Annotated in this window: 20 protein-coding genes; 6 read left to right on the plus strand and 14 right to left on the minus strand. The window is 61.9% G+C overall.

Annotation, left to right across the window (positions count from 1 at the left end; translation table 11 throughout):
* Nucleotides 1–49 precede the first annotated feature (49 nt).
* The gene (locus BLS41_RS32205; protein ID WP_074771729.1) at nt 50–1,237 is read right to left on the minus strand and encodes a M20 aminoacylase family protein; all 1,188 of its coding nucleotides are present in this window, start codon (nt 1,235–1,237) and stop codon (nt 50–52) included.
* 115 nt (nt 1,238–1,352) lie between these two features.
* On the opposite strand from BLS41_RS32205, the gene BLS41_RS32210 reads away from it, so the two are divergent.
* Nucleotides 1,353–2,291: a LysR family transcriptional regulator gene (locus tag BLS41_RS32210; RefSeq protein WP_074771730.1), complete on the plus strand. Its 939-nt coding sequence runs from the start codon at nt 1,353–1,355 to the stop codon at nt 2,289–2,291.
* A gap of 8 nt (nt 2,292–2,299) precedes the next feature.
* Here the strand turns inward: BLS41_RS32210 and BLS41_RS32215 are convergent, their stop codons facing one another.
* The 3 genes from BLS41_RS32215 to BLS41_RS32225 are packed head-to-tail and all read right to left on the minus strand — an operon-like array spanning nt 2,300 to nt 6,613.
* Complete coding sequence (locus BLS41_RS32215) at nt 2,300–3,865, minus strand: efflux transporter outer membrane subunit (RefSeq protein WP_253189857.1); 1,566 nt, start codon at nt 3,863–3,865, stop codon at nt 2,300–2,302.
* Nucleotides 3,865–5,478 carry an MDR family MFS transporter gene (locus BLS41_RS32220; RefSeq protein WP_074771731.1) on the minus strand — a complete coding sequence of 538 codons (1,614 nt, stop codon included), beginning with the start codon at nt 5,476–5,478 and terminating at the stop codon, nt 3,865–3,867. Before BLS41_RS32220 ends, BLS41_RS32215 begins: the two co-directional genes overlap by 1 nt.
* The gene (locus BLS41_RS32225) at nt 5,471–6,613 is read right to left on the minus strand and encodes an HlyD family secretion protein (protein WP_074771732.1); all 1,143 of its coding nucleotides are present in this window, start codon (nt 6,611–6,613) and stop codon (nt 5,471–5,473) included. Before BLS41_RS32225 ends, BLS41_RS32220 begins: the two co-directional genes overlap by 8 nt.
* 130 nt (nt 6,614–6,743) lie before the next feature.
* Between BLS41_RS32225 and BLS41_RS32230 the strand changes: the two genes are divergently transcribed.
* Nucleotides 6,744–7,499: a CerR family C-terminal domain-containing protein gene (locus BLS41_RS32230; protein WP_074771733.1), complete on the plus strand. Its 756-nt coding sequence runs from the start codon at nt 6,744–6,746 to the stop codon at nt 7,497–7,499.
* Nucleotides 7,500–7,513: 14 nt separating this feature from the next.
* On the opposite strand, the gene BLS41_RS32235 is transcribed toward BLS41_RS32230, so the two are convergent.
* The gene (locus BLS41_RS32235; protein WP_074771734.1) at nt 7,514–8,002 is read right to left on the minus strand and encodes a CPBP family glutamic-type intramembrane protease; all 489 of its coding nucleotides are present in this window, start codon (nt 8,000–8,002) and stop codon (nt 7,514–7,516) included.
* A gap of 87 nt (nt 8,003–8,089) precedes the next feature.
* On the opposite strand from BLS41_RS32235, the gene BLS41_RS32240 reads away from it, so the two are divergent.
* On the plus strand, nt 8,090–8,605 hold the full coding sequence (locus tag BLS41_RS32240) for a GFA family protein (RefSeq protein WP_253189859.1): 516 nt from the start codon (nt 8,090–8,092) through the stop codon (nt 8,603–8,605).
* Nucleotides 8,606–8,629: 24 nt separating this feature from the next.
* On the opposite strand, the gene BLS41_RS32245 is transcribed toward BLS41_RS32240, so the two are convergent.
* Together BLS41_RS32245 and BLS41_RS32250 are read right to left on the minus strand one after the other, a co-directional pair.
* Nucleotides 8,630–9,037, minus strand: coding sequence for a GFA family protein (locus BLS41_RS32245; protein WP_074771736.1), 408 nt, complete (start codon nt 9,035–9,037; stop codon nt 8,630–8,632).
* Nucleotides 9,038–9,102: 65 nt separating this feature from the next.
* On the minus strand, nt 9,103–10,068 hold the full coding sequence (locus BLS41_RS32250; RefSeq protein ID WP_074771737.1) for a LysR family transcriptional regulator: 966 nt from the start codon (nt 10,066–10,068) through the stop codon (nt 9,103–9,105).
* 123 nt (nt 10,069–10,191) lie between these two features.
* Between BLS41_RS32250 and BLS41_RS32255 the strand changes: the two genes are divergently transcribed.
* Entirely contained in the window at nt 10,192–10,917 is a 726-nt protein-coding gene (locus BLS41_RS32255) for an SDR family oxidoreductase (protein WP_074771738.1), read from the plus strand.
* A 587-nt stretch (nt 10,918–11,504) separates the two neighbouring features.
* Here BLS41_RS32255 and BLS41_RS32265 read toward each other — a convergent pair.
* Together BLS41_RS32265 and BLS41_RS32270 are read right to left on the minus strand one after the other, a co-directional pair.
* Nucleotides 11,505–14,135, minus strand: coding sequence for a beta strand repeat-containing protein (locus BLS41_RS32265; protein WP_074771740.1), 2,631 nt, complete (start codon nt 14,133–14,135; stop codon nt 11,505–11,507).
* A gap of 491 nt (nt 14,136–14,626) precedes the next feature.
* Nucleotides 14,627–16,057 (minus strand): MFS transporter, encoded by a 1,431-nt coding sequence (locus BLS41_RS32270; RefSeq protein ID WP_074773286.1) that lies wholly within the window; start codon nt 16,055–16,057, stop codon nt 14,627–14,629.
* 297 nt (nt 16,058–16,354) lie between these two features.
* Between BLS41_RS32270 and BLS41_RS32275 the strand changes: the two genes are divergently transcribed.
* Nucleotides 16,355–17,773: an inorganic phosphate transporter gene (locus tag BLS41_RS32275; protein WP_074771741.1), complete on the plus strand. Its 1,419-nt coding sequence runs from the start codon at nt 16,355–16,357 to the stop codon at nt 17,771–17,773.
* 73 nt (nt 17,774–17,846) lie between these two features.
* Here BLS41_RS32275 and BLS41_RS32280 read toward each other — a convergent pair whose 3' ends face one another.
* The 3 genes from BLS41_RS32280 to BLS41_RS32290 all read right to left on the minus strand — a co-directional run bounded on the left by BLS41_RS32280 (nt 17,847) and on the right by BLS41_RS32290 (nt 20,937).
* Nucleotides 17,847–18,218, minus strand: coding sequence for a DUF1842 domain-containing protein (locus BLS41_RS32280; protein WP_074771742.1), 372 nt, complete (start codon nt 18,216–18,218; stop codon nt 17,847–17,849).
* 476 nt (nt 18,219–18,694) lie between these two features.
* Nucleotides 18,695–20,017: an MFS transporter gene (locus tag BLS41_RS32285; RefSeq protein ID WP_074771743.1), complete on the minus strand. Its 1,323-nt coding sequence runs from the start codon at nt 20,015–20,017 to the stop codon at nt 18,695–18,697.
* Nucleotides 20,018–20,199: 182 nt separating this feature from the next.
* Nucleotides 20,200–20,937, minus strand: coding sequence for an SDR family oxidoreductase (locus BLS41_RS32290; RefSeq protein ID WP_074771744.1), 738 nt, complete (start codon nt 20,935–20,937; stop codon nt 20,200–20,202).
* 104 nt (nt 20,938–21,041) lie between these two features.
* On the opposite strand from BLS41_RS32290, the gene BLS41_RS32295 reads away from it, so the two are divergent.
* The gene (locus BLS41_RS32295; RefSeq protein WP_074771745.1) at nt 21,042–21,959 is read left to right on the plus strand and encodes an AraC family transcriptional regulator; all 918 of its coding nucleotides are present in this window, start codon (nt 21,042–21,044) and stop codon (nt 21,957–21,959) included.
* Between the two features lie 26 nt (nt 21,960–21,985).
* On the opposite strand, the gene BLS41_RS32300 is transcribed toward BLS41_RS32295, so the two are convergent.
* Together BLS41_RS32300 and BLS41_RS32305 are read right to left on the minus strand one after the other, a co-directional pair.
* On the minus strand, nt 21,986–22,663 hold the full coding sequence (locus BLS41_RS32300) for a hypothetical protein (protein WP_074773288.1): 678 nt from the start codon (nt 22,661–22,663) through the stop codon (nt 21,986–21,988).
* Nucleotides 22,660–24,066 carry a selenium-binding protein SBP56-related protein gene (locus tag BLS41_RS32305; protein ID WP_074771746.1) on the minus strand — a complete coding sequence of 469 codons (1,407 nt, stop codon included), beginning with the start codon at nt 24,064–24,066 and terminating at the stop codon, nt 22,660–22,662. Before BLS41_RS32305 ends, BLS41_RS32300 begins: the two co-directional genes overlap by 4 nt.
* Nucleotides 24,067–24,275: the final 209 nt, after the last annotated feature.

The raw sequence follows: 24,275 nt of genomic DNA on the forward strand, positions 1-24,275 counted from the left end.
GAAACGCGCGGTATCTCGCGGCGTTGCGTTGGGTTAAAAAATCAGTGGATCAGCCTGCGCGCAGATAGCGTTCGGCAAGCGCGACGGAGTACGCCGCTCCCCAGCTCAGCGCGGCGTCGTTGAAGTCGTACGACGGGTTGTGGACCATGCAGCCGCCCGTCGAGCCGACGCCGTTGCCCAGCAGCACATAGCAGCCCGGCAACTGTTCGGTCATCCACGAGAAGTCCTCGCTGCCCATCACGGCGTCCGGCATCACGGTCAGCGACTGCGGTCCGGCCAACGCTTCGATGGTTGCGATGGCGAGTTCGGCGGCGTTGCGGTCGTTGATCAGCGGGCGGGAAATCGACTTGTAGTCGACCTCGGCGGTCGCGCCATAGGTTTGCGCCTGCATGTCCGCGATCTGGCGAATCCGCTGTTCGAGCATCGCGCGGGTCTCGCTGTCGAGCGCGCGAACCGACAGCTTCAGCGTGGCTGTTTGCGGGATCACGTTGCCCGCCGAGCCGGAATTGAACGCGCCCACTGTCACCACGGCCGCGCGGGTCGGTTCGATGTTGCGCGACACGATGGATTGCAGCGCCAGCACGATGTTCGACGCGGCGACGATCGGATCGCACCCGAACTGCGGCGTCGCGCCGTGCGTGCCCTTGCCGGTGACGGTGATCGTCACCGTGTCCGACGACGCCATCATGCAGCCGTGGCGCAGCGCGAAATGGCCGATCGGCAAGCCGGGCGCGTTATGCAGCGCGAACACCATGTCGCACGGAAAGCGCGTGAAGAGACCGTCTTCGATCATCCGCGTCGCGCCGCCCAGGCCTTCTTCGGCGGGCTGGAAAATTACGTTCAGCGTGCCGTCGAACGTGCCGCGCGTCGCGAGGTGATGCGCGGCGGCCAGCAGAATCGCCGTGTGGCCGTCGTGACCGCACGCGTGCATCGTGCTGGCGACCGTGCTCGCGTACGGCAAACCGGTTTCTTCCTGGATCGGCAGTGCGTCCATGTCGGCACGCAGGCCGATCTTGCGCTCCGACGTGCCGCGGCGGATCTGCCCCACCACCCCCGTCCCGCCGATCCCCACCGTGACCTCGTAGCCCCACTCGCGCAGCTTGCCGGCGACGAGATCCGCCGTGCGGGTTTCCGCGAAACCGAGTTCGGGGTGCGCGTGGATATCGCGCCGGACCGAGATGAACTGTTGTTCCGACTCGCGCAAATCCGCGAGTAGCTGTGCATGTTCCTGCGTCATTCGTGACTCCGTAGCTGGCTGTCATCAGCCGTCAGGACAGAGCGTAGAGACGCGCGGCGAAAATAAAAAAGCACAAATTGTGATGCGCATAACCAGTGGTAATATCTCCCGCATTATGAAAATTCATCATTTACGGGCGCTGGTCGCCGTGTCGGTGACGGGCAGCATCAAGGGCGCGGCCGTGTCGCTGCACGTCAGCCAGCCGGCGATTACCAAGGCCATCCGCGAACTGGAGGACGAGTTCGGCGTGCAGTTGCTCGAGCGCAACCAGTGGGGCGTGGTGCCGACGGCGGAAGGCGCCGCGCTGCTGAACCGGGCGCGCACGGTGGTACGGGAGATGGAGCGCGCCGAAGAAGATATGGCGCATCTGAAAGGGCTGCGCGACGGCAACCTGGTGATCGGCGTGACGCCGATCACCGGCACGGCGGGTCTGACCGAGGCGTTCGTCGAGTTTCGCAAACGCTGGCCGAAGGTCACGGTGGAGTTTCGCGAACTCGGCTTCAATCAGCTTGGCGAGCAACTGCAAAACCGCACGCTCGATCTCGCCTTTACCGCGTTTGCGAAACCGCTTCCCGATTCAGGGGACGCGAAGGAACTGTTCTCGTTCGACACGGTTTTCGTGACCCGCGCCGCCGGTATCTATGCAGGCGCGGATTCGCTCGAAGCCTTGCGCGAAGCGGAGTGGATTCACACCGACGTCACCGAGAATCACGCCACGTTCATTCGCGAGATGTATGAGCGCGCGGGTCTCGCTGCGCCGCATTGCATTACGCGCTGCACGTCGTACGCGTTGTTCTACAGCCTGACTGTGAATACGGATTCGGTGTTCGTCTGGACCCAGCATTCGCTCGATGAAACCGAACTCGGCCGGACTTTCGTCAGGTTGCCGCTGCCCGAGACGCCGCCGCCATTGCGGCTGTATCTGCTGACGCCGCCAGGGTTGCAGTTGACGCGACCGGCCGCGTATTTTCTCGACTGCATTCTGAGCGGGACCGCCGCGAAGAAGCGCGATGCTTCGCTCGCGGCGTCACGCGCGGCGGGGAATCGTCGATAGGGATCGCGTCAGCCCTGCTGTTGGGGCTGAGCTTGCGGTTGCGACTGTGGCGGCTGCGCTTGCGCTTGTGCCGGATCCTGCGCCTGCCAGCCCAGGCCGAGGCTCTTCTGTAGCGACACAAAGTCCTTCAGCAACTCGGCCTGCCCTGCGACGACATTCTGCTGCGCGGTAAATTCTTCGCGCTGCGTGTCGAGCAGATCGATCAGCGTGGAGACGCCTGCGGAATAACGCTGCCGCATCAACGTGGCCGAATGCGTGGCGGAGGCTTCCACCTTCTGCAACGTGACGACATGCTCGCGCTGATGCCCATAGCGCGACAACGAAGAATTCGCGTCCTGAAGCGCGCTGAGCACCGACTTCGTATAACGCGCTTCGGCTTCGTCGCGCGACGCTTCAGCCGCGTGCACGCTACCCAGCGTGCGGCCAAAATCGAACGCATTCCATTGCAGATACGGCGCGCCGACCCAACTGAAGTTGTTCTTGCGGATCAGATGTCCAGGATCGCTTGCGCTGAAGCTGATATCGCCGAGCAGCGTCAACTTCGGGAAAAAATCGGCAACGTGTTCGCCGATCTGCGCATTGCTCGATGCAAGCCGCCGCTCCGCCGCGCGAATGTCGGGGCGCTGCTGCAACATCGTCGACGGATCGCCGACCGCCACCGTCGCCGGCATTGCCGGTAATGGCCGCGTGCCCGCGAGTTGCTGGTCGAGTGCGCCGGGCTCGCGGCCGGTCAGCACGGCGAGTCGGTCGAGCGAATCGGTGACTTGTGCGTCGAGCGGAATCAGCGTGGCGCGCGTGTTCTGAACCTGCGTGTTCAGGCGTTCGACGTCGACGTCCGCCGCCGTGCCGCGTTCGCGGCGCTGCTGCGTGAGCGTCAGCATTTTCTGCTCGGTTTCCGCCTGACGCTGCGCGAGTTCGAGCCGCGTCTGCTGATCCCGAAGATCGATGTAGGTCTGCGCGACTTCCGCCGCGAGCGAAACCTGGGTGTCCGCGAGATCGGCGTCGACGGCTTCCGCATCGGCCGACGCTGCTTCGATCGCGCGCCGCGTGCCGCCGAACAGATCGATCTCCCACGACGCGTCGAAACCCGCCGTATAAAGCTGCAACGGCCCTCGTCCCGACGACGCAGCGCTGCTGCCTGAGGAACTTGAAGAACTGCTCGAACTCAGCGCGCTCAGATCGGGCTCGCGCATGCGCACGGCGGCGGCATCGCCGGAAATCTTCGGCAACGCATTCGCACGCTGGGTCTGCAATTGCGAACGCGATTCCCGCAGACGCGCCTGCGCAATATGCACATCAGGACTGTTCGCCAGCGCGGCGGCGACCAGATCGTTGAGCTGCGGATCGCCGAACGCGAGCCACCACTGCTTCGGCGCGGGCGACGTGCTCGTGCCGGAAGCGGGCGCGCGCACGAAGGTCGCGCTGCTGTGCGCGTCGCGCGCGACCATCGGCGCACCGTGATAGTTGGGGCCGACCGTGCAGCCGGACAGAACGGTCAGGCCGGACAGAAGCGCCACGGCGGCCGCTGCAATACACGAAGGACGGTTGAACATCATGTTGAGATGAGAAGGCATTAGTGTCCAGCAGACGAAGGCGGCGGCGCGCCTCTGCGCGGTGTTTTCAGAAGCAGCGCGAGCGGAATGCAGGCGAGCAGCGCAATACCGAGCAGATAGAAGGTTTCCGAATAGGTCATCACAGTGGCCTGCACCTGGATCTGCGCGCCGAGTTGGCCGAGCGCGCGCATCTGCGAGTACGCCATGTCGCCGGTATGGGCGAACCAGTTCGCCGCGTTGGCCGCGATGCTCTCCTGGCCGATGGTCGAATTGGCGCTGACCGACTCGCGGATCATCGCGGTATGGAAGGTCGTGCGCCGGTCGATCACGGTGCCGATGATCGCGAGACCAATCGAGCCGCCAAGGTTGCGCGCCATGTTGTAGAGACCGGCGGCATCGCCGGAATCTTCACGCGACACTGCTGCCATCGACGCCTGATTCAGCGGCATCATCGCGAGCATCTGGGCCGTGCCGCGTATCAGTTGCGACCAGACGAAATCGTGGCCGACGCTCTGCGCGGTCAGGCTGATGTCGATCATGCAACTGAGTGCGTACAGCACCAGCCCGGTGATGACCAGCACGCGGAAATCGAACTTGCCGAGCAGTTTAGGCAGCACCGGCATGATCATGAAAGCGGGCAAGCCGGACAGCAGCATGATCGCGCCGGACTGCTCGGCGTTGTAACCCGCGACCACGCCGAGAAACTGCGGCACCAGGTACGACACGCCATACAGCGCCGCGCCGACCGCCGACACGATCACGATCACGCTCGCGTAATTGGGGTTGCGCATCAGGCTCAGCCGCAGGATCGGCTTCTTCGCGGTCATTTGCGATGCCGCGATCAGGCACATGCCGAACAGCGACAGGCATGTGAGCCCGACGATCATCGGCGATTCGAACCAGCGTTCGCGCTGCCCTTCTTCAAGCACCACCGTCAGCGAACTGAGGCCGATTGCGAGACCGGCGATGCCGAGCCAGTCCGCCTTCAGAAACGCTTCCCAATGCGGCTTGTCCGACGGCAGACCGACGATCAGCAGCGTCATCAGCGCGAGGCAGATCGGCAGGTTCATGAAGAAGCACCAACTCCAGCTGATGTTCTCCGCGAGCCAGCCGCCGACCACCGGCCCGAGCAGCGGCCCGAGCAACACGATCAGCCCGAACATGGTCATGCCGACCGGCAACTGCGACATCGGCAGCCGCGTACGGATGATGGTCTGCGCCGTCGGAATCAGCGCGCCGCCCGTAAAGCCCTGACCGATGCGGCCGGCGATCATCATCGGCAATGTGTGCGACCAGCCGCACATCATCGAGAACGCGATGAACAGCGCCGAATTGGTGAGCAGGAAATTGCGCAGGCCGAACACGCGCGTGAGCCATGCCGCGAGCGGAATCATCACGATTTCCGACATCAGATAGCCGGTCGAGATCCACGTGCCTTCGGTGCCGGTGGCGCCGATTTCACCCTGGATCTGCGGCAGCGCCGAGTTCGTGATCGAGATGTCGAGCGTAGCCATCAACGCGCCGAGTGCACCAGCCGCGACGGCGATCCAGTCGCCGACGCTGGCCCGCTCTTCGGCGTGCGGCCCGGCGGGTACGTTTGGCGCGGCAGGTGCCGCGGCGCTCGACTCAGCCACGGTGATTCTCGGCGTCGATACGCGCGTCGCGGTCGCGAGCCGAACGCGTGTCGACATCCACGGTCACAGACAGCCCCGGCAGCAACACGCTACGCGTCTCCGCGCCCGTGTCGATGCGAATCCGCACCGGCACACGTTGCACGATCTTCGTGAAGTTACCCGTTGCGTTCTCGGCCGGCAGCAGCGCGAACTGCGAGCCCGTACCCGGCGAGAAACTGTCGACCACGCCGTGCAGCGTATGACCCGGCAACGCGTCGACATGCATCTCCACCGGCTGGCCGACGCGCATGCTGCCTACCTGCGTTTCCTTGAAATTGGCCAGCAGATAGGTGTTTTGCACCGGCACGACCGTCAGCATCCGCGTGCCGGGTTGCACGTACTGACCGACCCGCACGCTGCGGTCGCCGACCTTGCCGCCGAGCGCGCTGCGCACCACGGTGTTGTCCAGATCGAGTTGCGATTGCTGCGCGCTGGCCTGCGCGGCTTCGAGTTGCGCGCGAGCCTGCGCCAGTTGCGCGGTAGCCGAGCCGATCTGCGAGCGCGCGGCCTCGACGGCGGCGGCGTTCGCGGCGAGCGTGGCGTTCGCCTGATCGCGCGTGCTGGTCAGCTCCGCCATCTTTTCACTGCTTTCAGCGCCGGTCGCGATCAGCGGAGCGTAACGCTTCACTTCGTCGCTCGCATGCTGGGCGCTCACCCGCGCCACCTGCTGCTGCGCCTGAGCCTGCGCGATATTCGACTGCTGCTGCTTGATATCCGCCTCGGCACGCGCGATGTCGGCCTTGCGCGCGTCGATCGTGGCGTGCGCCTGGTCGAGCGCGACCTGATACTGACGGGTGTCGAGACGCACGAGCGGATCACCAGGCTTAACGACCTGGTTGTCCGCGACGTAAACGTCGGTGATATAACCCGAGACTTTTGGCGCGACCGTGACGCTGTCGGCTTGCAGATACGCGTCGTCGGTGCTTTCGATGAAGCGCCCCACCGTCCACCAGCGCGCGAGCCAGAGCCCGCCTGCGATCAGCGCGACGACGCCGACCACGATCAGTACCGTGCGTCGGGAAGAACGCCGCTTGCCGGACGCGGGCGCGTCGTCGGCGGGAATCGGGCGGGAGGGAGAGCCTGCGGTGGTTGACATCTAGCGGTCCAATTATTTCCAGGTGGCACAATTATTCCAGCCGGAAAAATTGTGTCAAGTGATATATTTCTGACCGTTCCTTCCCGATGCAAATCATTCGGGGGTCTTTGAGAGAAAGGCGGAGAAAAGCATGAACACCGCAAAGAAGCTGCGCCGCTCGCCCGAGGGCGGCTATGCGCGTGGTGATGAAACCCGGCACCGGATCATCGAGGCGGCGGTCGAGTTATTTGGCGAACACGGGTTCGACGGCGCGTCGACGCGCGACATCGCGACCCGCGCCGGCGTCAACGCGCCCGCGCTGCAGTATTACTTCGAGAACAAGGAAGGCCTTTACCGGGCCTGCATCGAAGAACTCGCCGACGAAACCATGAAGACGGTCGGACCGGCGATCGAGCGCGCGCAACAGGCGCTGCGCGATAACGCCGACACCGCGACGCTGATTGACGCGTTTATCGGCATTCAGGAAGTGATCGCGGACCGCGCGTTCGAAAAAGCGAACAAACCTGGCCGGCGGCTTTTCTTCGCGCGCGAGCAGGCCGGCTATGAGCCGGAAAGCGCCACGCAGATTCTCACGTGCAAGATCCGTCAGCCGCTGAACGATGCGAGCGCGGCGCTGGTCGCGCGAATTTCCGGCCGCGCCCCCGACGATCCGGTCACGCTGATCCGCACTTTCAGCCTGCATGGACAACTGGTGGTGTTTCACGTCGCGCATCGCTCGACGCTGTCGATGCTCGGCTGGAAAAACATTGACGCAGAGAACGCCGAGCAACTCAAGTCGACGGTACGCGCACAGACCCGCACGCTGCTCGAACACTGGAGCCGTGAGCGGGACGAGGCCGCTGCGCAAGCGGATGCGGATAAAGAGAAGTCGCGTAAGCGACGATAACGCTTACAGACCGGCTACAGCGCGAACAACGTAATCGCCGCTGTTATCCCGTTACGCAGAAGATGCACGGCCCAGGTAGCGAGAAAGGGACGCCCGTTGCGTGCATCTTCGATGACAAAGACCGTGGCCAACACAGCGCCTACCAGAACTCCCAATAAAATATAGGCGCTGCTGTAGTTATGGCTCAGGCCGAATAGCAAAGCTGAGATGCCAATGGCAACGCCCGTTCTGCAACGGAGTTTCTTTAATAGCCGCAGGCAACCCCACTGCATCACGGCAGTTTCAATGAGCGGGGCCGCAATGCAGCCCATCACGATAACTTTTAGAGCATCGTGTTTTCCCAGATGAGGACCGTTCAGGGATTGCCCCGGCGCGACGAATAGCAAATAAAGAATCACCGGCAGTGCCGCTGCATAGGTGCTAACGAGTGCCAGCGCGATGAGCTTTACGGTCGGCAACTCAAGTAGCCAGAATTTGATTTTCTGCAGGTATATACCCGACATTGTCATTCGCCGCCCGTGGCCTGTTCGATGGTCGCCGCAATTTTTATTTGTAGCGGGAAGTATTGCCCACGCAATTACCGCTGGTCAATGAATCTGACTCCGACGCGCGATATGCAGCGCACCGGTCATGTCATGCGAAAGGAAACGGGCGATAAACTTAAGGCCTCGCCACGCGTATCCGATCGAGGAGAAACTATGCTGCGGACATATCACGGAAGTTGCCATTGTCGATTTGTGACATTCGAAGCGCGGATCGATTTCAGCAAAGGCACCGGCAAATGCAATTGCAGCTTCTGCAGCAGATTGCGACTATGGCTGGTCAAAGTTCGACCGGAAGAGTTCCGCCTTCTCTCCGGCGATAACGCACTGACGCAGTACTCTGGCGCAAACCCCGTCGCTCATCATCCGTTTTGCAAACAATGCGGTGTGCACGTATTCGACCGCATCGAGATGCCGAACGGCACGGGATATCCCTATATCAACGTGAATATTGCGTGCATCGATGAACTCGATCTGAATGAAGTTTTGCAGGCACCGATTGTCTATCACAATGGGCTCGCGAACGACTGGGGCAATCCTGCGCCGGAAACCCGTCATCTTTGATCAGGTCACGGATAGTCCGGCGGGTTACGCTCTGCCCGTATATTGAGCCACTCCCGGCTCACGGGCGTCGAGCCGATGTCGCTCCGCGGTGAATTGAACGAAATCGGCCTTGAATTGCGAAGGTTCGTCGAGTGTGCCCGCGTAGATCGTCACGATTTCCGGTGCATGATGCGGCGTTCCAAATAGCAAACTGCCGCAATGCGCACAGAAATGACGTGTTGTCGGCATTCCACTTCCGCCGGTTTTTGTATAGGGCCTGGTTTCGCCTGCGAAGGAGAACCCGGAAGCTTTGACTACGACAACCGGCAAACCCGCCGAGCCCGAAGCTCGCTGACAGTCGCGGCAATGGCAAACGAGTTGCGCCGTTGCGGCACCATCGGCGCGGTAATGCACGGCGCCGCACAGGCAGCGCCCTTTCCACGAAGTCGACACGAACCTTCTCCTTTTGCGGACAACCGTTATGTGGCGCGAACGCTGCCGTCATATTCGTGCGTGCATCACGCACGTCGCTGTCTTTTCCCGTTCTCACGCTCGCCTTCGCCCTCGCCAAAAGCGTCCGCGAATTCCTGCGTCAGCCACGCAAGGCCCGGGTCCTGGTCCCGCGCCGCGGCCCACATCAGCGAGACCTCGTAGCCGGGCACTTCGAACGGTAGCGGACTGATCGCCAGATCCAACGCATCACGCCAGACGCGGCCGATGAAATCGGGGACCGTGGCAATCGCCGGCGTGCGTCGCACGATGAACGGACTGGTGGCGAAATTCGCGCTGGAAAACACCACGTCGCGCTTGAGTCCTTGCAACTCCAGCCGCTCGTCGATAAAGCCGTGAAGCCCTGCGCTAAACGAAGTCAGTATGTGCCGGTGACGCAGGAATTCTTCCATCGACAGACGCTTGCGCCGCGTTTTGACGAGGTGCGGATTAAAGACGCTCACGAAGCGCCACTGAAACAGCCGCCGGCGCCGGTGCCACTGCGCACCGTCGGGGAATACGCCAACCGCGAGTTCAATCTCACCTTCGTCGAGCATGGCTGCCGCGCGCGTCGAGTCGGTTGGACGCACGATCAGCTTCACGCCGGGAGCCGACACAGTCAGGCGGTCCATGATTTCCGGCGTCATCAGCACTTCCAGCGAATCGCTCAGTCCGATGCGGAATACGCGCTGCGCACTCGCTGGGTCGAATACCGGCGATTGCGTCATCACCTGATGAAGCGATTGCAGAAATGGTTCGATCTGCCGCGACAGTTCGAGCGCACGCGAAGTCGGCACGATGCCGCGCGATGTACGCACGAACAGTTCGTCGCCGAATGCGTCCCTGAGCCTTTTGAGCGCCCCGCTCACCGCCGGCTGACCGAGGAAGAGTCGTTGCGCGGCACGCGTGACACTGCGCTCTTCCAGTAGAGCGCGGAAGGTCAGCAGCAGGTTCAGGTCGAAATGCCTGAAATCATTTTCAATGATGTTGCTCATCGGAATGAACGATTTGAATGATAGCCGTCAGACGCTCATTCTATCTCCCATGGAGAGCGCTGCAACACGCAATTGAGCGCGTGCCGGGCGGCGCCCTCTTTCTTTAATCGATAGGAGAACAAGATGAATTGGCAATCGCAGAAAGTCGTGGTGATGGGTGGTTCGTCGGGCCTCGGGCTGGCGACGGTGGCGCGGTTATCGGCGGCCGGTGCCGATGTCGTGGCGGTAGGGCGCGACCGGGACAAACTGGATAAGGCGCTTGCCGGACTCGAAGGTACGGGCAATGTGGTTGGCGAGGCGCTCGACTGCACCGACCGCGCCGCGCTCGACCGGTTCTTCGGCCGTGTGGGACGCGTCGATCATCTCGTGCTGACGCTCTCCGGCGGCGAAGGCGCCGGTCTGTTTCGCGAACTCGATCTGGCTGCGTTACGTCGAGGCTTCGAGGCCAAGGTCTGGCCGCAACTCGAAGCGGCGCAGGCCGCTCTGCCCGCGCTCCGCCGCGACGGCAGCCTGACGTTCGTGACCGCCATTTCCGCGCGCATCGCCAATCCCGGCACGGCCGGGCTGGGGGCGATCAACGGCGCGCTCGAAAGCATGATCGGCACGCTCGCGCGCGAACTGGCGCCGATGCGCGTCAACGCCGTTTCTCCGGGCGTGATCGATACAGCGTGGTGGGACCGATTTCCCGCGAGCGTCAAGACGGACCTGTTCCGCCAGCAGGCTGAAACGCTGCCGGTGGGACGCGTGGGCCATGCCGACGATATCGCGCACGCTCTTCAGTTTCTGATGGAGAACACGTTCATGACGGGAGCGGTTGTCGAATGTGATGGGGGATTGCGGCTGCTTTGATGGTTGATGATTGCGTTGGGCGACGGAAAGCTTCCCGAAGTTTACGATTTCGAATATTTCGCCGCCCAAAAGGTATTGTCTGCAATGTCGTCGCACTGGCAACGTTCGAATAAGGAATTGCAGATGAAAACCGGATTCATCACGCTCACGCTCGCCGTGTGCGCATTCAGCTTCTCCGTGGCGGCGCATGCTCAAGCCAATGGCACTGATGGCGACAACCGTCCACCGCCGCCTTGCCACGATCATCCGCCGGGGCCGCCGCCGTCCGACTCGGATCGCCCACCTCCTCCGCCGCCTCACGACAATAGCAATGGCGATAGAAGGCCTCCAAATGGAGCGCCGCCTGATTGCGGGCGTCCTCCCAACTGATAGACGAACGAAGAAGATCGGCGCGACAGAAATAGATAAGCAACGCGCTCGCCTTCGTCACCGATTAGCGCGCGGTGCTGTGTAAAGCGAAGGGAGTTGAACGGAGTCGGAAGAGACAAAGGCGTGTGACGCTATTCGACTGGCAACGCAGATGCAAAGCCGGGTCGGCTCCATCGTCACGTAGGACGCAGAACCGACCCGTTGAAATCGCCGCCCGATTATTTAGGCAGCGCACCTGTTACGGCAGTGAGCAGATTCGTCACGGGAGCGAGCGCGGTGCTGCCGGTACCCGTGTGCGAAACCGTCGAGTTCAGCGATGCGACAAGTCCGGTAACGGGCGTCAGCAAGCCCGATGCCGTCGAACCGGCCGTGCCGTTCACTGCGGCGGTGGCACCGGCGCCTGCGCTAACGACGTTGCTCGAGACACTGACACCAGCGCCAATTGCGCCTGTGGCCGAGGCAACGATCCCCCCGGTCGATGCGAGCGTGGTGCCGAGCGTGGCTGTCACTGTCGTCGTGAGCGGCACGATCGGGATGGCCTTACCGATACTCGACAACGTGCCGGTCAGCGACCCGGCGCTTCCCGTGATGGTGTTGAGTGCGCTGGTGATCGGCACGATCGGGTTGGCACTGGACAGGGCGCTGGTCACGCCACTCACCGTGGTGCCCAGCGGAGTGACTACTGAGTTGAGCGCGGTGGTGACGGGCGCGATCGGGTTGGTTCCGGCTGCGCCTGCGAGGGTGCTGGTTACCGAGTTGACCACGCCTGTTATCGGAGCCAGCGGGTTGCTTCCTGCTGCGCCTGCAAGGGTGCTGGTTACTGAATTCACCACGCCCGTTACCGGAGCTAGCGGGTTACTTCCTGCCGCGCCTGCGAGCGTGCTGGTTACTGAATTAACCACACCCGTTACCGGAGCCAGCGGATCACTTCCAGAGGCACCGGCCAGCGTACCTGTCACCGAGTTGACGAGGCCTGTTACTGGGGCCAGCGGGTTGCTTCCTGCTGCGCCTGCGAGTGTGCTGGTCACCGAGTTGACCACACCCGTCACCGGAGCCAGCGGATCACTTCCAACTGCACCAGCCAGCGTGCCCGTCACCGAGTTGACGAGACCTGTTACTGGCGCAAGCGGGTTGCTTCCTGCTGCGCCTGCGAGTGTGCTCGTCACAGAGTTGACCACACCCGTCACCGGAGCCAGCGGATCACTTCCAGCTGCACCAGCCAGCGTACCCGTCACCGAGTTGACGAGACCTGTTACCGGCGCAAGCGGGTTGCTTCCCGCTGCGCCTGCGAGCGTGCTCGTCACAGAGTTGACAACGCCCGTCACCGGAGCCAGCGGATCAGTTCCAGCTGCACCAGCCAGCGTCCCTGTCACCGAGTTGACGAGGCCTGTTACCGGCGCAAGCGGGTTGCTTCCTGCTGCGCCTGCGAGCGTGCTCGTCACAGAGTTGACCACACCCGTCACCGGAGCCAGCGGATCACTTCCAGCTGCACCGGCCAGCGTACCCGTCACCGAGTTGACGAGGCCCGTTACCGGGGCAAGCGGATTACTTCCCGCTGCGCCTGCAAGCGTGCTGGTTACCGAGTTGACCACGCCCGTCACCGGAGCCAGCGGATCATTTCCAGCCACGCCCCCAAGCGCCCCCGTCAAAGAATTCACGGTTCCAGCGAGTGTGCTCGTTCCCGAGTTGACCGCATTCGTGACCACGCCTACGGTGGAGTCGACGGTATTCGTCACATTGGCCGTCGTCGCATTGACGGCCGTCGTCAAGGCGCCGGCTTCGGAGTTGACCGAATTCGCGAGCGCACCTGTAGTCGCATTTATCGAGTTCGATAAATTGCTGGTTGTCGAGTTAGCCGCGTTCGTCAGCGTACCCGTCACGGAATTCAGTACGCTCGAAACCGGAGCAAGAGGATTGCTGCTTGCAACATTCGACAGCGAAGCGGTCACCGCATTCACGACGCCACTAACCGGCGCCAGCGGATCCGCCCCACCTGCCCCGGCTAACGTACTCGTGATCGTCCCGATCGCTCCGGTAACCGGCGCCAACGGATTGCTCCCCGCCGCGCCCGACAGCGCGCCTGTCACCGCCCCAACCGCGCCCGTAACCGGCGCCAGCGGATCCGTCCCACCTGCCCCGGCCAACGTACTCGTGATCGTCCCGATCGCTCCGGTAACCGGCGCCAACGGATTGCTTCCCGCCGCGCCCGACAACGCGCCTGTCACCGCCCCAAGCGCGCCCGTAACCGGCGCCAGTGGATCCGTCCCACCTGCCCCGGCCAACGTACCCGTGATTGCCCCAATCGCCCCCGTAACCGGTGCCAACGGATTGCTTCCCGCCGCGCCCGACAGCGCGCCTGTCACCGCCCCAATCGCGCCCGTAACCGGCGCCAGCGGATCCGCCCCACCTGCCCCGGCCAACGTACTCGTGATCGTCCCGATCGCTCCGGTAACCGGCGCCAACGGATTGCTTCCCGCCGCCCCCGACAATGCCCCAGTCACCGCCCCAACCGCGCCCGTAACCGGCGCCAGCACCCCGCTCCCGCCAACCCCCGACAAGCTCCCCAACGATCCCAAAATCCCCGTCAACGGCGCCAACGGCTGGTTGCCCAGGCTAATGGCAAAACCGCCTGCTCCGCCCAAGGCCACGGTCACGCCGCTGATCGACGTCACGCTGCCTGCCGCGCCGCCCACCGCTATTGATCCGGGCGTCGCGATCGCGCCGAGCACCAGGCCCGTGCTCGGCGTGGTCGAATCTGCCAGAGCCGCCCCGCTCGCAGCCATACCAAACGCGGCGGCCGCGCAAAACGCGATTGCCGTAACCGCCGTGCCTGCGAAATTCTTATCCATCTCCATTCCCCTTTTTGTGTTGACGAGTGCCGCGCTGTTGAGTGCACGGCAAGCAATTGCAGAGAACGTGCCAATTTGCGCAACGTCCCTGCAGACGGGCGATGTAGAGACACAGCCCGCGTCAAACGTAGGGAGAACCACGACGGATTACTTCGATAGATTGCCTGATGTCACGTGAGAAACGGGCGATGTTCCGAGCCCACGTAACGTGACGCGCCCCATTTCCAATCCTGAAGCGGCGACAGATATCAACAGCATCAAATAACGTCTGCTGCTGATTCCAAACTAAACAACACGACCTCCAACCAGGCCGAATGAAAATTCATAACGCATCGCCAGACAGGGTCGATCACGACTCAAGCAGGAAATCTCATGGCGGTTCCAAGCATAGAGTCGTCAGCGATCGGCAGAGAAACCCGCGCCGTCAGTTGGAAGTAAAAATAAGCGCCACCCGCTTTGCACTGCACGACACCATCAAACCTTGACGCTCGTCACCCAGCACCCTTTCGTCGATGCCCGGTTACGTGATTGCCTGCATCGGGCGACAAAGAAAACACGTCGGCAATCGCGATCACACTGAACACCGCCACCAGCACAAACGCAATGCTGAAGTCGGACGGCGTCAACGACTGGCCATCGTGGCCGTGCCACCACGCGGCGATCCGCAATGCAATCGCACCGGCCGCGACGCCCATGCCCATGGTCATCTGGCCCAGCGTGCTCGATAAGGTCGACGCGCCGCTCATCTGCTGCTTCGGGACATCGGCGAAACCGAGCGTATTGATCGCGGTGAATTGCAACGACCGCGCTACGCCGCTCACGAACAGCGCAAACAGAATCCAGCCGGATGCCGTCGAAGGCCTCAGCAAACTCATGCTCGCCAGCGTCACCGCGGCAAACGCGCCGTTGAACACGAGCACCGTTCTGAACCCGAAGCGCCGAAGGATTTGTGTCGTAACGAGTTTGGTCGACAGGTTGCCCGCGAATACCGCGAGCGTCAGCAAGCCCGACTGAAACGGGTTCATGCCGAAGCCGACCTGAAACATCAACGGCAGAAGAAACGGTACTGCACCGATCGAGATCCTGAACAGCGATCCGCCGCAAATCGACACCATGAATGTCTTGATCCTGAACGCCGACAGATCGATCATCGGATGCGCGCTGCGTTGCAAATGAAACCACGCCGCCACGCAAGCCGCGAGACCGATCGCCAGAAACAGCAGCGATGAATGCCACGACGTGCCGACGCGGCCGATCGCCTCCATCGCATACATGACGCAGGTGCCCGCGACGCCGGTCAGCACGAAACCCAGCGCGTCGAACGGACGGCAATCTGCTTCGCGTTCGGTGTTGATGAAGCGCCAGGCGAGCACTATTCCAAGCAAACCGAGCGGCACGTTCAGATAGAAAATCCAGCGCCACGACGAGTACGTCGTGATGAATCCGCCGAGTGGCGGTCCGAGCACTGGCGCAATCAACCCGGGCCACGTGATGATCGAAATCGCGCGCATCAGGTTTTCTTTGGGCGTGACGCGCAGCACCGCGAGCCGCCCGACCGGCACCATCATCGCGCCGCCGATGCCCTGCAAAATCCGCGCACCGGTGAACTCGACGAGGTTGTCGGTCATCCCGCAGAGCATCGATGCGCCGGTGAAAATGGCGAGCGCCGTGGCGAACACCGTGCGGACACCGACCCGATCGGCAATCCATCCGCTGATCGGGATAAACACGGCGAGCGTCAACAGATACGACGTGATGCCGATACTCAACTCCACCGGCCTGATATGAAACGACTGCGCCATTTGCGGCAACGCGGTCGCGATGATCGAACCGTCGAGGTTCTCCATGAACAACGCGGCCGCGACCAGCGAGGTAATTAGTGCGGAACTTCCCTGGCGCTCGGTGGCGGATGAAGCCGACATCGGCAAATACTCCCTGAATTGCGGGCTGAAATAGCGAAAAAAACGAAACATGCGGGCAACGGGGCTGCCCTGTCAGCGAGCCGCCTCGTTGTTCACGATTTTAAGGGTGAACCCTCGCGGCCAGTCTGTGTGTTCCTCGTGCGTACGCTGTCCCTCTGTAAGCGAAATGGAAACACCCGGCGATCGTCTGCGTAACAAAAGCGTCATGGTAACGATTTACGATCGACTGTTCGCATTCACGGAGCAGTGTCGGCCGACATCCGCGAGTTGTCCCTCTCCTTCCCTAAGGGAGCGCGAATGCTCGTGCACTTCACCCCGTCCTCGGGTATCGTCGTCGGCATGCTGGTGGTGTGCCTGGTCATGGTGCTCGTATTCGAAGCGACGAACGGTTTTCATGACACGTCGAACGCCGTCGCCACCGTCATCTACACGCAATCGCTGAAGCCCGTACAAGCCGTCGTCTGGTCGGGCCTGCTGAACTTTATCGGCGTGATGGTGGGCGGTATCGCGGTCGCCTACGCGCTGGTCGAGATTCTCCCTCCCGATGTCCTGACTCCACCCGACGGCTCGCCCGCTGTGCCGATGCTCGTGTCGATCTTCGCGGCGGCACTGTTCTGGAACGTGCTGACGTGGGCTTTCGGCATTCCGAATAGCAGTTCTCATTGCATCATCGGCGCGTTGATTGGCGTGGCCGTCGCCGACGCGCTTCTGAAATCGCGCAGCGTGGTTCAGGGCGTGGACTGGAAGCAGATCATCACGGTACTCGAAGGACTCGCGCTATCGCCCGTGCTGGGCTTTCTGCTCGCGGGCGGCCTCTATGGCCTGCTGAAACTCATCGTGCGTAGCGGACATCTGTTCGAGCCGCCCAAGGAAGGCCAACCGCCGGTCTGGTGGCTGCGCGGCCTGCTGATACTCACATGCACGTCGGTCAGCTTTTCTCACGGCACCAATGACGGCCAGAAAAGCATCGGCCTGATCATGCTGACGATCATTGGATTATTGCCCGCCGCCTATGCGCTCAATCCTGACGCGACCGGTCAACTGACGCAACTGAGCGAGCATGCCGCAGCGGCAATTCCTCTCATCGAAAAATATGGCGACGACGTCAAGCCTCACGCGTTGCAGGCAGCGCAGATGCTGCGCGACGCGCGACCGTCGCTGCAAAAGCAGGCTTCGGAATTGCAATCGAAGGAACAGCATGTCGACGGCGAGCGAGCCACGCGCGCGCAATTGCGCGGCGCGATTTACGACGTCGTATCGCAGATGAAGCACGTCGGCGAGGTCAAATCGGCGACGCCTGCCGACAAGAAAGAGGCAGCCGATCTTCTCAAACAGATGAGCCTGCCCGTTCAATACGCGCCGCTGTGGGTTCGTATGTTGAGTGCCGTCTGCCTGGGAATCGGCACGATGGTCGGCTATAAACGGGTGGTACGCACGCTCGGCGAGCGGATCGGCAAACAGCACATGACGCCGGGTCAGGGTGCGAGCGCGGAGTTGATCGGCTCATTGCTGATCGGCACAGCGGGATTCACGGGGCTGCCGGTGAGCACCACCCACATCATCACGTCAGGGATTGCGGGGACGATGGCGGTCGGCGGACAGGGGCTGCAACGCGGCATGATGGTTCGCATCGTGATCACGTGGCTGGTGACGCTGCCGGTCACGATCGGCCTTTCTGCAGGGCTGTTTTATGTGCTGGCGAATCCGCGCTTCTAGTCGCGGCGCCGACGCTTACGCCCGATAGACGGCGTGCCGGGTCATGCGGCCCAGAACGCCGTCGCAGCCGTTACTACGACGAATGAACGGGCACGTTCTTCACGCCGATCGAGCCCAGCTTGAAGTCGCCGTAGCCGTTCCACTTGGTATCGACCCACAGGACCGCGGAGAACTGCTCCAGAAACGTTCCGATCGCGGGCGGCGGCAGGACGTGCGGATACGTGCCTTCGAGCAGCACGACATTGGTTTCCGACTGATTGCCAAGAGCGTGAATGGTGCCCGACACCCTGATCTCGGCATCCAGCGGCGGATTCGTCGCCTGCGTGATTCGGACGATGCCCGACACGCTTCCCGACGGCGGATTGACCAGAAGCGAGAAGTGAAGGATCGGTGCTCCCGGAATGTTCTTTCCAGCAGTCCCGTCTACTTTGTAGAGTTGGTCCATGATTATTTCCAGATTGTTCAGCGGTTAGTGAGCACAGCAATTGAATGCAGAAAACTAACGTCATAGAACGACAACTGGTTCGCCTCATCACACGTTGGCGTGCGAAGGCGCATCGGCAATCTTGAACCCAAAGGGAAATCGGTGAATCCGAGGGGATATGTCTGTCCGGTTGCCTTCATTCGTCGCTGCAATGAAGAAGCAATCGTCAGAAAACGACAGCGCCACAAACGGTCAGGCGCCTGATTGAAGCCCTCGCTGCCTTTGGCCTTTATTTTTTTATCCGACCCAGCGAGAGACAGGATGCTATCGGCGGCAGACTCTCACAACCTGTCAACATTGCGAGGGAAAAAGATACTTCGCGGCCGTTCAATAGCAAAGAAGCTGTTTCCATTAACGAATGACCAGCTTTTTACCATGCAGGCAGCGAGTGACCTCGCAAACCGAAGTCGACTCTGCCGCCTATAACCGTCCCCGTGTTATGCGGTCGCCACTTGCGCGTCTTCCACAATCGGCTTGCGCGCCATGAACCAGTAGAACGGTGCTGCGCATGCCACAATGAACCCGCCCGAAATAAAGGCGAGTGCATACGAGCCAGTATGATCGACGATGAAGCCCGCCACGAGAGGCGAAAACGCGCCGCCGAAATAGCCGCCGAAGTTCTGAATCGCACTCACCGACGCCACCATCGACGACGGCGCGATATCGGACGCCAGTGCCCAAGCCGAACCGATCATCGCGGCAAGAAACGCGAGGCCGACCGTGAACAGAACGAGCGTCGCATTCAACGAATCGGCGAACGGCAATGCGACCGCGCACACGCCTGCACCGACGGCGCAACACGCAATCAACAGGCGCTTCGCGCCAATCGCCGTAGCGAGATGGCGATCGACAAGCTTCTTCGCCAGATACCCGATCGCGATTTCACCCAGTGCGCCACCAACCCAGGGAATGCCCGCGACGGCACCGAGTTGTGCAAACGAGATATGGAACCGGTCGAGCAGATACAGCGGCAAGAACACAAGAAAAATGTTCCAGAGCCAGATCGTGCAGAAGTACCCGAGAATCATCCCCCACACGCTACGGCGCACAAAAAGCCCACGCCATTTGAGCGAGGACGTCGCGAGCGAACGCTCATGGCCGCCGCCGCCCGCTTCGATGTATCCGAGTTCGTCTTTCGATAAGCGCTTGCTGTCGCGTGGATTGCGATACAGCATCAGGAACAGCAGCGCGAAGGCAATCCCGAACGCGCCTGTTACGTGAAAGAGCGAGCGCCAACCGAACGCAATCATCAACGCAACGAGTAGTGCGGGAGCCAGCGCGGGTCCCCATTTCGATGACGAGTCCCAGATGCCGGTCGCAAAGCCGCGCTCCTTGGCGGGAAACCACGCCGCGGTTATTTTTGCCGCGGTCGGCCAGCACGGCGCTTCGCCCACGGCGAGCAATGCACGCATCACCACCAGCGCAGCGATCGAACCCACCACGCCCGTTAGCCACGTCGCGATACTCCACCAGATCATGCCGATAGCGTACGCACGCTTCGCGCCGAATCGATCGATCAGCCATCCTGCTGGCAACTGCATCATCGCGTAGGTCCACGCGAATACGCTGCCGAGCAGACCAATTTGTGTGCGGGTCAGGCCGAGCTCCTGAATCATTCCAGGCGCCGCAATCGACAGACTTGCACGATCCAGATAATTGATGATGCCGCCCATTAGCAGCCAGATCAGCACATGCCAGCGGTAACTCATGCGAGTGGTTTGACTCGCGGCGGGCGATACGGGAATGGTTTGCTTGTCCAACTCGTGTCTCCGTCCGGATGGCCGTTGTGGCCATTCATCGTTGTTTTTGGCGTGTCGCCGCGTTGTGCGTTGTTCGTCTGCGAACGCACTGCACGCCAGTGTACGGACGGAAACCTTTCTACTCCAATGTCGAAACCGAATGGGTCGATACCGTTTCCGTTATCGACTCGTGCTGACTGGCGTTATTCGACCAACGCCAAAGCGTCGGCACCGGCCACGAGACGAATCGGACTCGACGGGTCGTTCACCGCGCGCCACACGGCTTCGGAGACATCGTCGGCGGTCGTGACAACAGACGACTGTGCCCATTGCGCGAACACATCCTGCGCGAGCCCGGCGTACGCTTCGGGGATCGTGCCTTGCATCCGCGTCTGCGCGTTTTCCCCGAAACGGGTGGTTGGCGCGCGCCCCGGCAGCACCAGACTCACGCGAATGTCGAATGGCTGAAGTTCAAGCGCAAGCGATTCCGTGAACGCGTTCACCGCCGCTTTGCTCGCGGAGTAGATAGCAAGGAGAGGCAGCGATTTCAACGTCACGCTCGACGTGACGTTCACGATCACCCCTGCTTTCCGCTGTCTGAATTGAGGCAGCACAGCTTGCGTCATCGCCATCGTGCCAATGGTGTTGGTCTCGAAGATTTCGCGCGCGCGGCCCATTGAGATGCCTTCGAGAGCGCCCAGCAAACCGATTCCCGCATTGTTGACGAGTACGTCGATCGGTCCCGCTGCGTCCACCGCCTGGCGAATGCTCTCAGCGTCCGTGACGTCGAGCGCGAGCACGCGCAGCCGCTCCGAACGAGGCAACAGGTCTTCGCGCGGCGTACGCATCGTCGCAATCACCTTCCAGTCGCGATCGAGAAAATACCGCGCGATTTCCAGGCCGAAGCCTGACGAGCATCCGGTGATCAGAATTGTTTTCATCGAGAATTCCCGTAATGGTGGGGTTGGCAGTCCTCAAACGATAAGGCGTCGGACCTGGACTTGCTACAATTGAAAGTCCAGATTTCATTTGCAGGAGTCCTGCCGTGACCGATCCGCTTGCCGAAGTTGTGCTGCTGCTCCAGCCTGGCGCACCGTTTTCGAAGGTCGTCAGCGGATCGGGGGCGTGGCGTGTTCGACGTTTCGACGTCGGGCAGCCCTTCTACTGGGCGATCCTCGAAGGTTCGTGCCGCCTGAGTGTCGAAGGACAGGAACCGCTCGATCTCCACGAAGGCGACTTCGTTCTGATTCCTTCGTCGTCCGGGTTCGCGGTGTCGAGTGCCGAACCGGCTCCACCGGACGACCTCGATACCGTTCCCGTCGCGTTGCTCGACGGCAAGTTCCGGCTCGGCGATCAGAGCGGCCCGGCTAATGTTCTGATGCTGGTGGGACATTGCGTCTTCGGTTCGCCGGATGCTGCGTTGCTGGTTTCGCTGCTTCCGCAACTCGTTCACGTTCGCGGCGAGAAGCGGCTCGCGACGCTCATGCAGCTTGTCGGCGAGGAATCCCGCGCACGACGTCCTGCCCGCGAGGTGGTACTGGAAAGGCTAATGGAGGTACTTCTGATCGAAGCGCTCAGGTCGACGGCGGGCATGGGAACGGCGCCTGGTTTATTGCGTGGACTCGCCGATGCCCGACTCGCGGTCGCGATCCGGCAGATGCATGAGAGCCCCACCCGCGCATGGACGGTCGCGCAACTCGCGAAAGAAGCCGCGTTATCCCGCTCGGCATTCTTCGCGCGATTCACTCAGGCGTTAGGCGTCGCGCCGATGGAGTACCTGCTCGCGTGGCGCATGGCATTGGCGAAGAACCTGCTGCTGCGCAACGAGGTGAGCGTCTCGGAAGTCGCGCAACGGGTCGGCTATAGCTCCGCGAGCACGTTCAGCGTTGCGTTCACCCGTCATGTGGGATTGCCGCCGTCGCGATATGCGATGACGCAGATCGAATCCGCACTCGTTCTTTAACGACGAGTGCAGCGTGAAATCGCCATTCACATTGCTACATTGAAGGCGACATTCGAAAGCGACAGCATGCCGACCACGATGAGGCTAACCGCCCAGACCCGATCCAGATTGAACCAGCTCCGCGACACGAATCTGAGCCCAAGATAGCGATACACCAGCCACGCCAGAAGTCCGCCGCCGGTCACCATCGCGGCACCATGCGCGGCGGACACCAGCAACGCCATCCACAGGTTATCCGCGATCAACACCTGTGCTGCGTGGTGCGCGTGATCCATGCCGTATGACCGGCAGAGGCCGAGATAGATCGGGACCAGCATCAGCCCGGCCCCGTGCGCAATCGCGATCGCAAACGACCAGAGCGCGAGACGCGTAGGCGGAATGCGCGCCAGCATCCGGGGATGGCGTCGCCAGATCAGCGGGCCGACACCGAACGCAATGACCAGCACGCTCGCGCCGCCCTGTATCGCGCGTTGCCATTCGAGCAGGACCGCGAGCAGCGCAAACGGCAGCATCACCGAGAACATCGCGAGCACGTGTCCGGCGGCGAGATAGGCCAGCGCGGTAAACAACGCCCGCGCGCGTCGTTGAAACAAGCCGTTCGAGACAGCAAGCGGCCATCCCATTGCGGGATTGATGCCGTGATAAAGACCGCTTGCGAGAATGGCGAGCCAGAGGCCGGTGCGCGACCACTCTCCGCCGATCAAACGCCCACCGACGGATAGCAAAACGAGTCGGTCGAGCAATCTCCGCCTTCCAGGCGGATCTGATGCGCGCGATAACCAGCGGGAAAGGTCACCCAGTAATCGTCGGCGAGCGTAAGTCCGCCCCCCGGTTCCGCGTGCGCCATGACCTGCGCCGCCGGCACACCGTCTGGATAGAACTGGTTGTCCCACGTCGAATAAAGCGAGTTGGTCCAGTAGACCCGTTTGCCATCGCGGCTGATCTCGACCATCTGCGGGCCGCCCGCGAACGTCTCCCCATTCGGATGTGGCGTGCGCCGCACAATTCCGCCGATATGAACCGAGCCCGTCAACTTCGGCTTGCGCGGTTCCGTCACATCGTACTGACGCATTTCACCAGTGCCCCAACACGCGACATACAGGAATTTGTCGTCGATCGAAAGATCGATATCAGTCACGAGCGGGGGCACCGCGCCGAACCCCTGCAGCAACGGCGGCAGCAATTCGGCGGCCGCGGGCTCAGCCGGAATGGTCGCGGTCTTCTCGATATGAAACTGTCCGCCTTCGCGCCACCAGGTCCAGATCGACCCTTCCAGATTGGTCGTATCCACCACCACGCCGACGAACCCGTACTCGCGGCTCGGATCGTGCGCGGGCCGCACTTCGAGCGCCATCTGATGATTCGCGCCGAGATCGAGCGTCTGCACGTTGCGCCTTGCGCGCAAATCCCAGAAGTGGATACGGTGCCCATATTTGTTCGACAGCAGGTCCTCGGGCACGATGCCGTTTTCAAATTGCGGCGGCAGCGCCCACTCGCTCGACACCATATAGTCGCGCGGCAGATTCCACCAGAAATCGTAGTGCTTCTCCTGCGCACCGCGATCTATTTCCCAGCGGCCGAGAACCTCGAACGTTTCGCAATCCATGATGAAGATTCCCGGCGGCCCGTCGGTGCCATCCGGCCCTGCGCCGCCCAGCGTGCTGACGTAAATACCCTCGGGCCCGCAATGAACCGTATGCGGACGCGAATAGCCTGTTTTGCGGAAGATTTCCTCGGGCTCGATGATCTTGTGAATCCGCGCCTGGGTCGGATGCGGCTTGGTGTCGACGATATAGATACGCGACGACCGCATGCCGGGAATGATCAGATAGCGGCGTTCGAGAAACGCATGCCCGGTAAGCGGCGACAGCGACGACGAACACGCATTCCAGCCGAAATGATGGAATTCATCGCCCTTGTTCGGCACCGACACCGTATGAACGACCTGGCTGTAAGTCGGCGAGCCGGGTTGCACGTCGATCACGGCGAGCGCGTCGGGCCGCGAGAAATCCGGGCTCAGCAGGAGCGTGTACGCGAAGTCTTCCGCGGGCGCGTCCATCGCGAGTTTGGGAGAGGCGTGAAAAGTGGGATCGGGGCGCATACCCATGGCAGGGCTCTCCTTGGTTTATCCGGCTTTGGCGGCAAACGAAATAGGCGGACGTTTATTAACGTTTTCTGCTCCCACTCGCCTGGCTGCTAGATTTGTAGTCCACGGGCACGGGGAGATCAACCGAAAGTTGGCGGCGTCCCGGCTTTCCTTTTCGTCATAGGCTCTCTCCTTCCGGAAACGGCGGTCGGCGTTCGCAAAGAACGTGA

It is taken from the genome of Paraburkholderia fungorum (genome assembly GCF_900099835.1).
In the GTDB taxonomy this organism is placed as follows: domain Bacteria; phylum Pseudomonadota; class Gammaproteobacteria; order Burkholderiales; family Burkholderiaceae; genus Paraburkholderia; species Paraburkholderia fungorum_A.

Bases quoted from the DNA above. Each gene is read 5' to 3' on its own strand.
- BLS41_RS32205 (WP_074771729.1), bottom strand. From the start codon at position 1,237: ATGACGCAGGAACATGCACAGCTACTCGCGGATTTGCGCGAGTCGGAA.
- BLS41_RS32210 (WP_074771730.1), top strand. From the start codon at position 1,353: ATGAAAATTCATCATTTACGGGCGCTGGTCGCCGTGTCGGTGACGGGC.
- BLS41_RS32215 (WP_253189857.1), bottom strand. From the start codon at position 3,865: ATGCCTTCTCATCTCAACATGATGTTCAACCGTCCTTCGTGTATTGCA.
- BLS41_RS32225 (WP_074771732.1), bottom strand. From the start codon at position 6,613: ATGTCAACCACCGCAGGCTCTCCCTCCCGCCCGATTCCCGCCGACGAC.
- BLS41_RS32230 (WP_074771733.1), top strand. From the start codon at position 6,744: ATGAACACCGCAAAGAAGCTGCGCCGCTCGCCCGAGGGCGGCTATGCG.
- BLS41_RS32235 (WP_074771734.1), bottom strand. From the start codon at position 8,002: ATGTCGGGTATATACCTGCAGAAAATCAAATTCTGGCTACTTGAGTTG.
- BLS41_RS32240 (WP_253189859.1), top strand. From the start codon at position 8,090: ATGAATCTGACTCCGACGCGCGATATGCAGCGCACCGGTCATGTCATG.
- BLS41_RS32250 (WP_074771737.1), bottom strand. From the start codon at position 10,068: ATGAGCAACATCATTGAAAATGATTTCAGGCATTTCGACCTGAACCTG.
- BLS41_RS32255 (WP_074771738.1), top strand. From the start codon at position 10,192: ATGAATTGGCAATCGCAGAAAGTCGTGGTGATGGGTGGTTCGTCGGGC.
- BLS41_RS32265 (WP_074771740.1), bottom strand. From the start codon at position 14,135: ATGGATAAGAATTTCGCAGGCACGGCGGTTACGGCAATCGCGTTTTGC.
- BLS41_RS32270 (WP_074773286.1), bottom strand. From the start codon at position 16,057: ATGTCGGCTTCATCCGCCACCGAGCGCCAGGGAAGTTCCGCACTAATT.
- BLS41_RS32275 (WP_074771741.1), top strand. From the start codon at position 16,355: ATGCTCGTGCACTTCACCCCGTCCTCGGGTATCGTCGTCGGCATGCTG.
- BLS41_RS32280 (WP_074771742.1), bottom strand. From the start codon at position 18,218: ATGGACCAACTCTACAAAGTAGACGGGACTGCTGGAAAGAACATTCCG.
- BLS41_RS32290 (WP_074771744.1), bottom strand. From the start codon at position 20,937: ATGAAAACAATTCTGATCACCGGATGCTCGTCAGGCTTCGGCCTGGAA.
- BLS41_RS32305 (WP_074771746.1), bottom strand. From the start codon at position 24,066: ATGGGTATGCGCCCCGATCCCACTTTTCACGCCTCTCCCAAACTCGCG.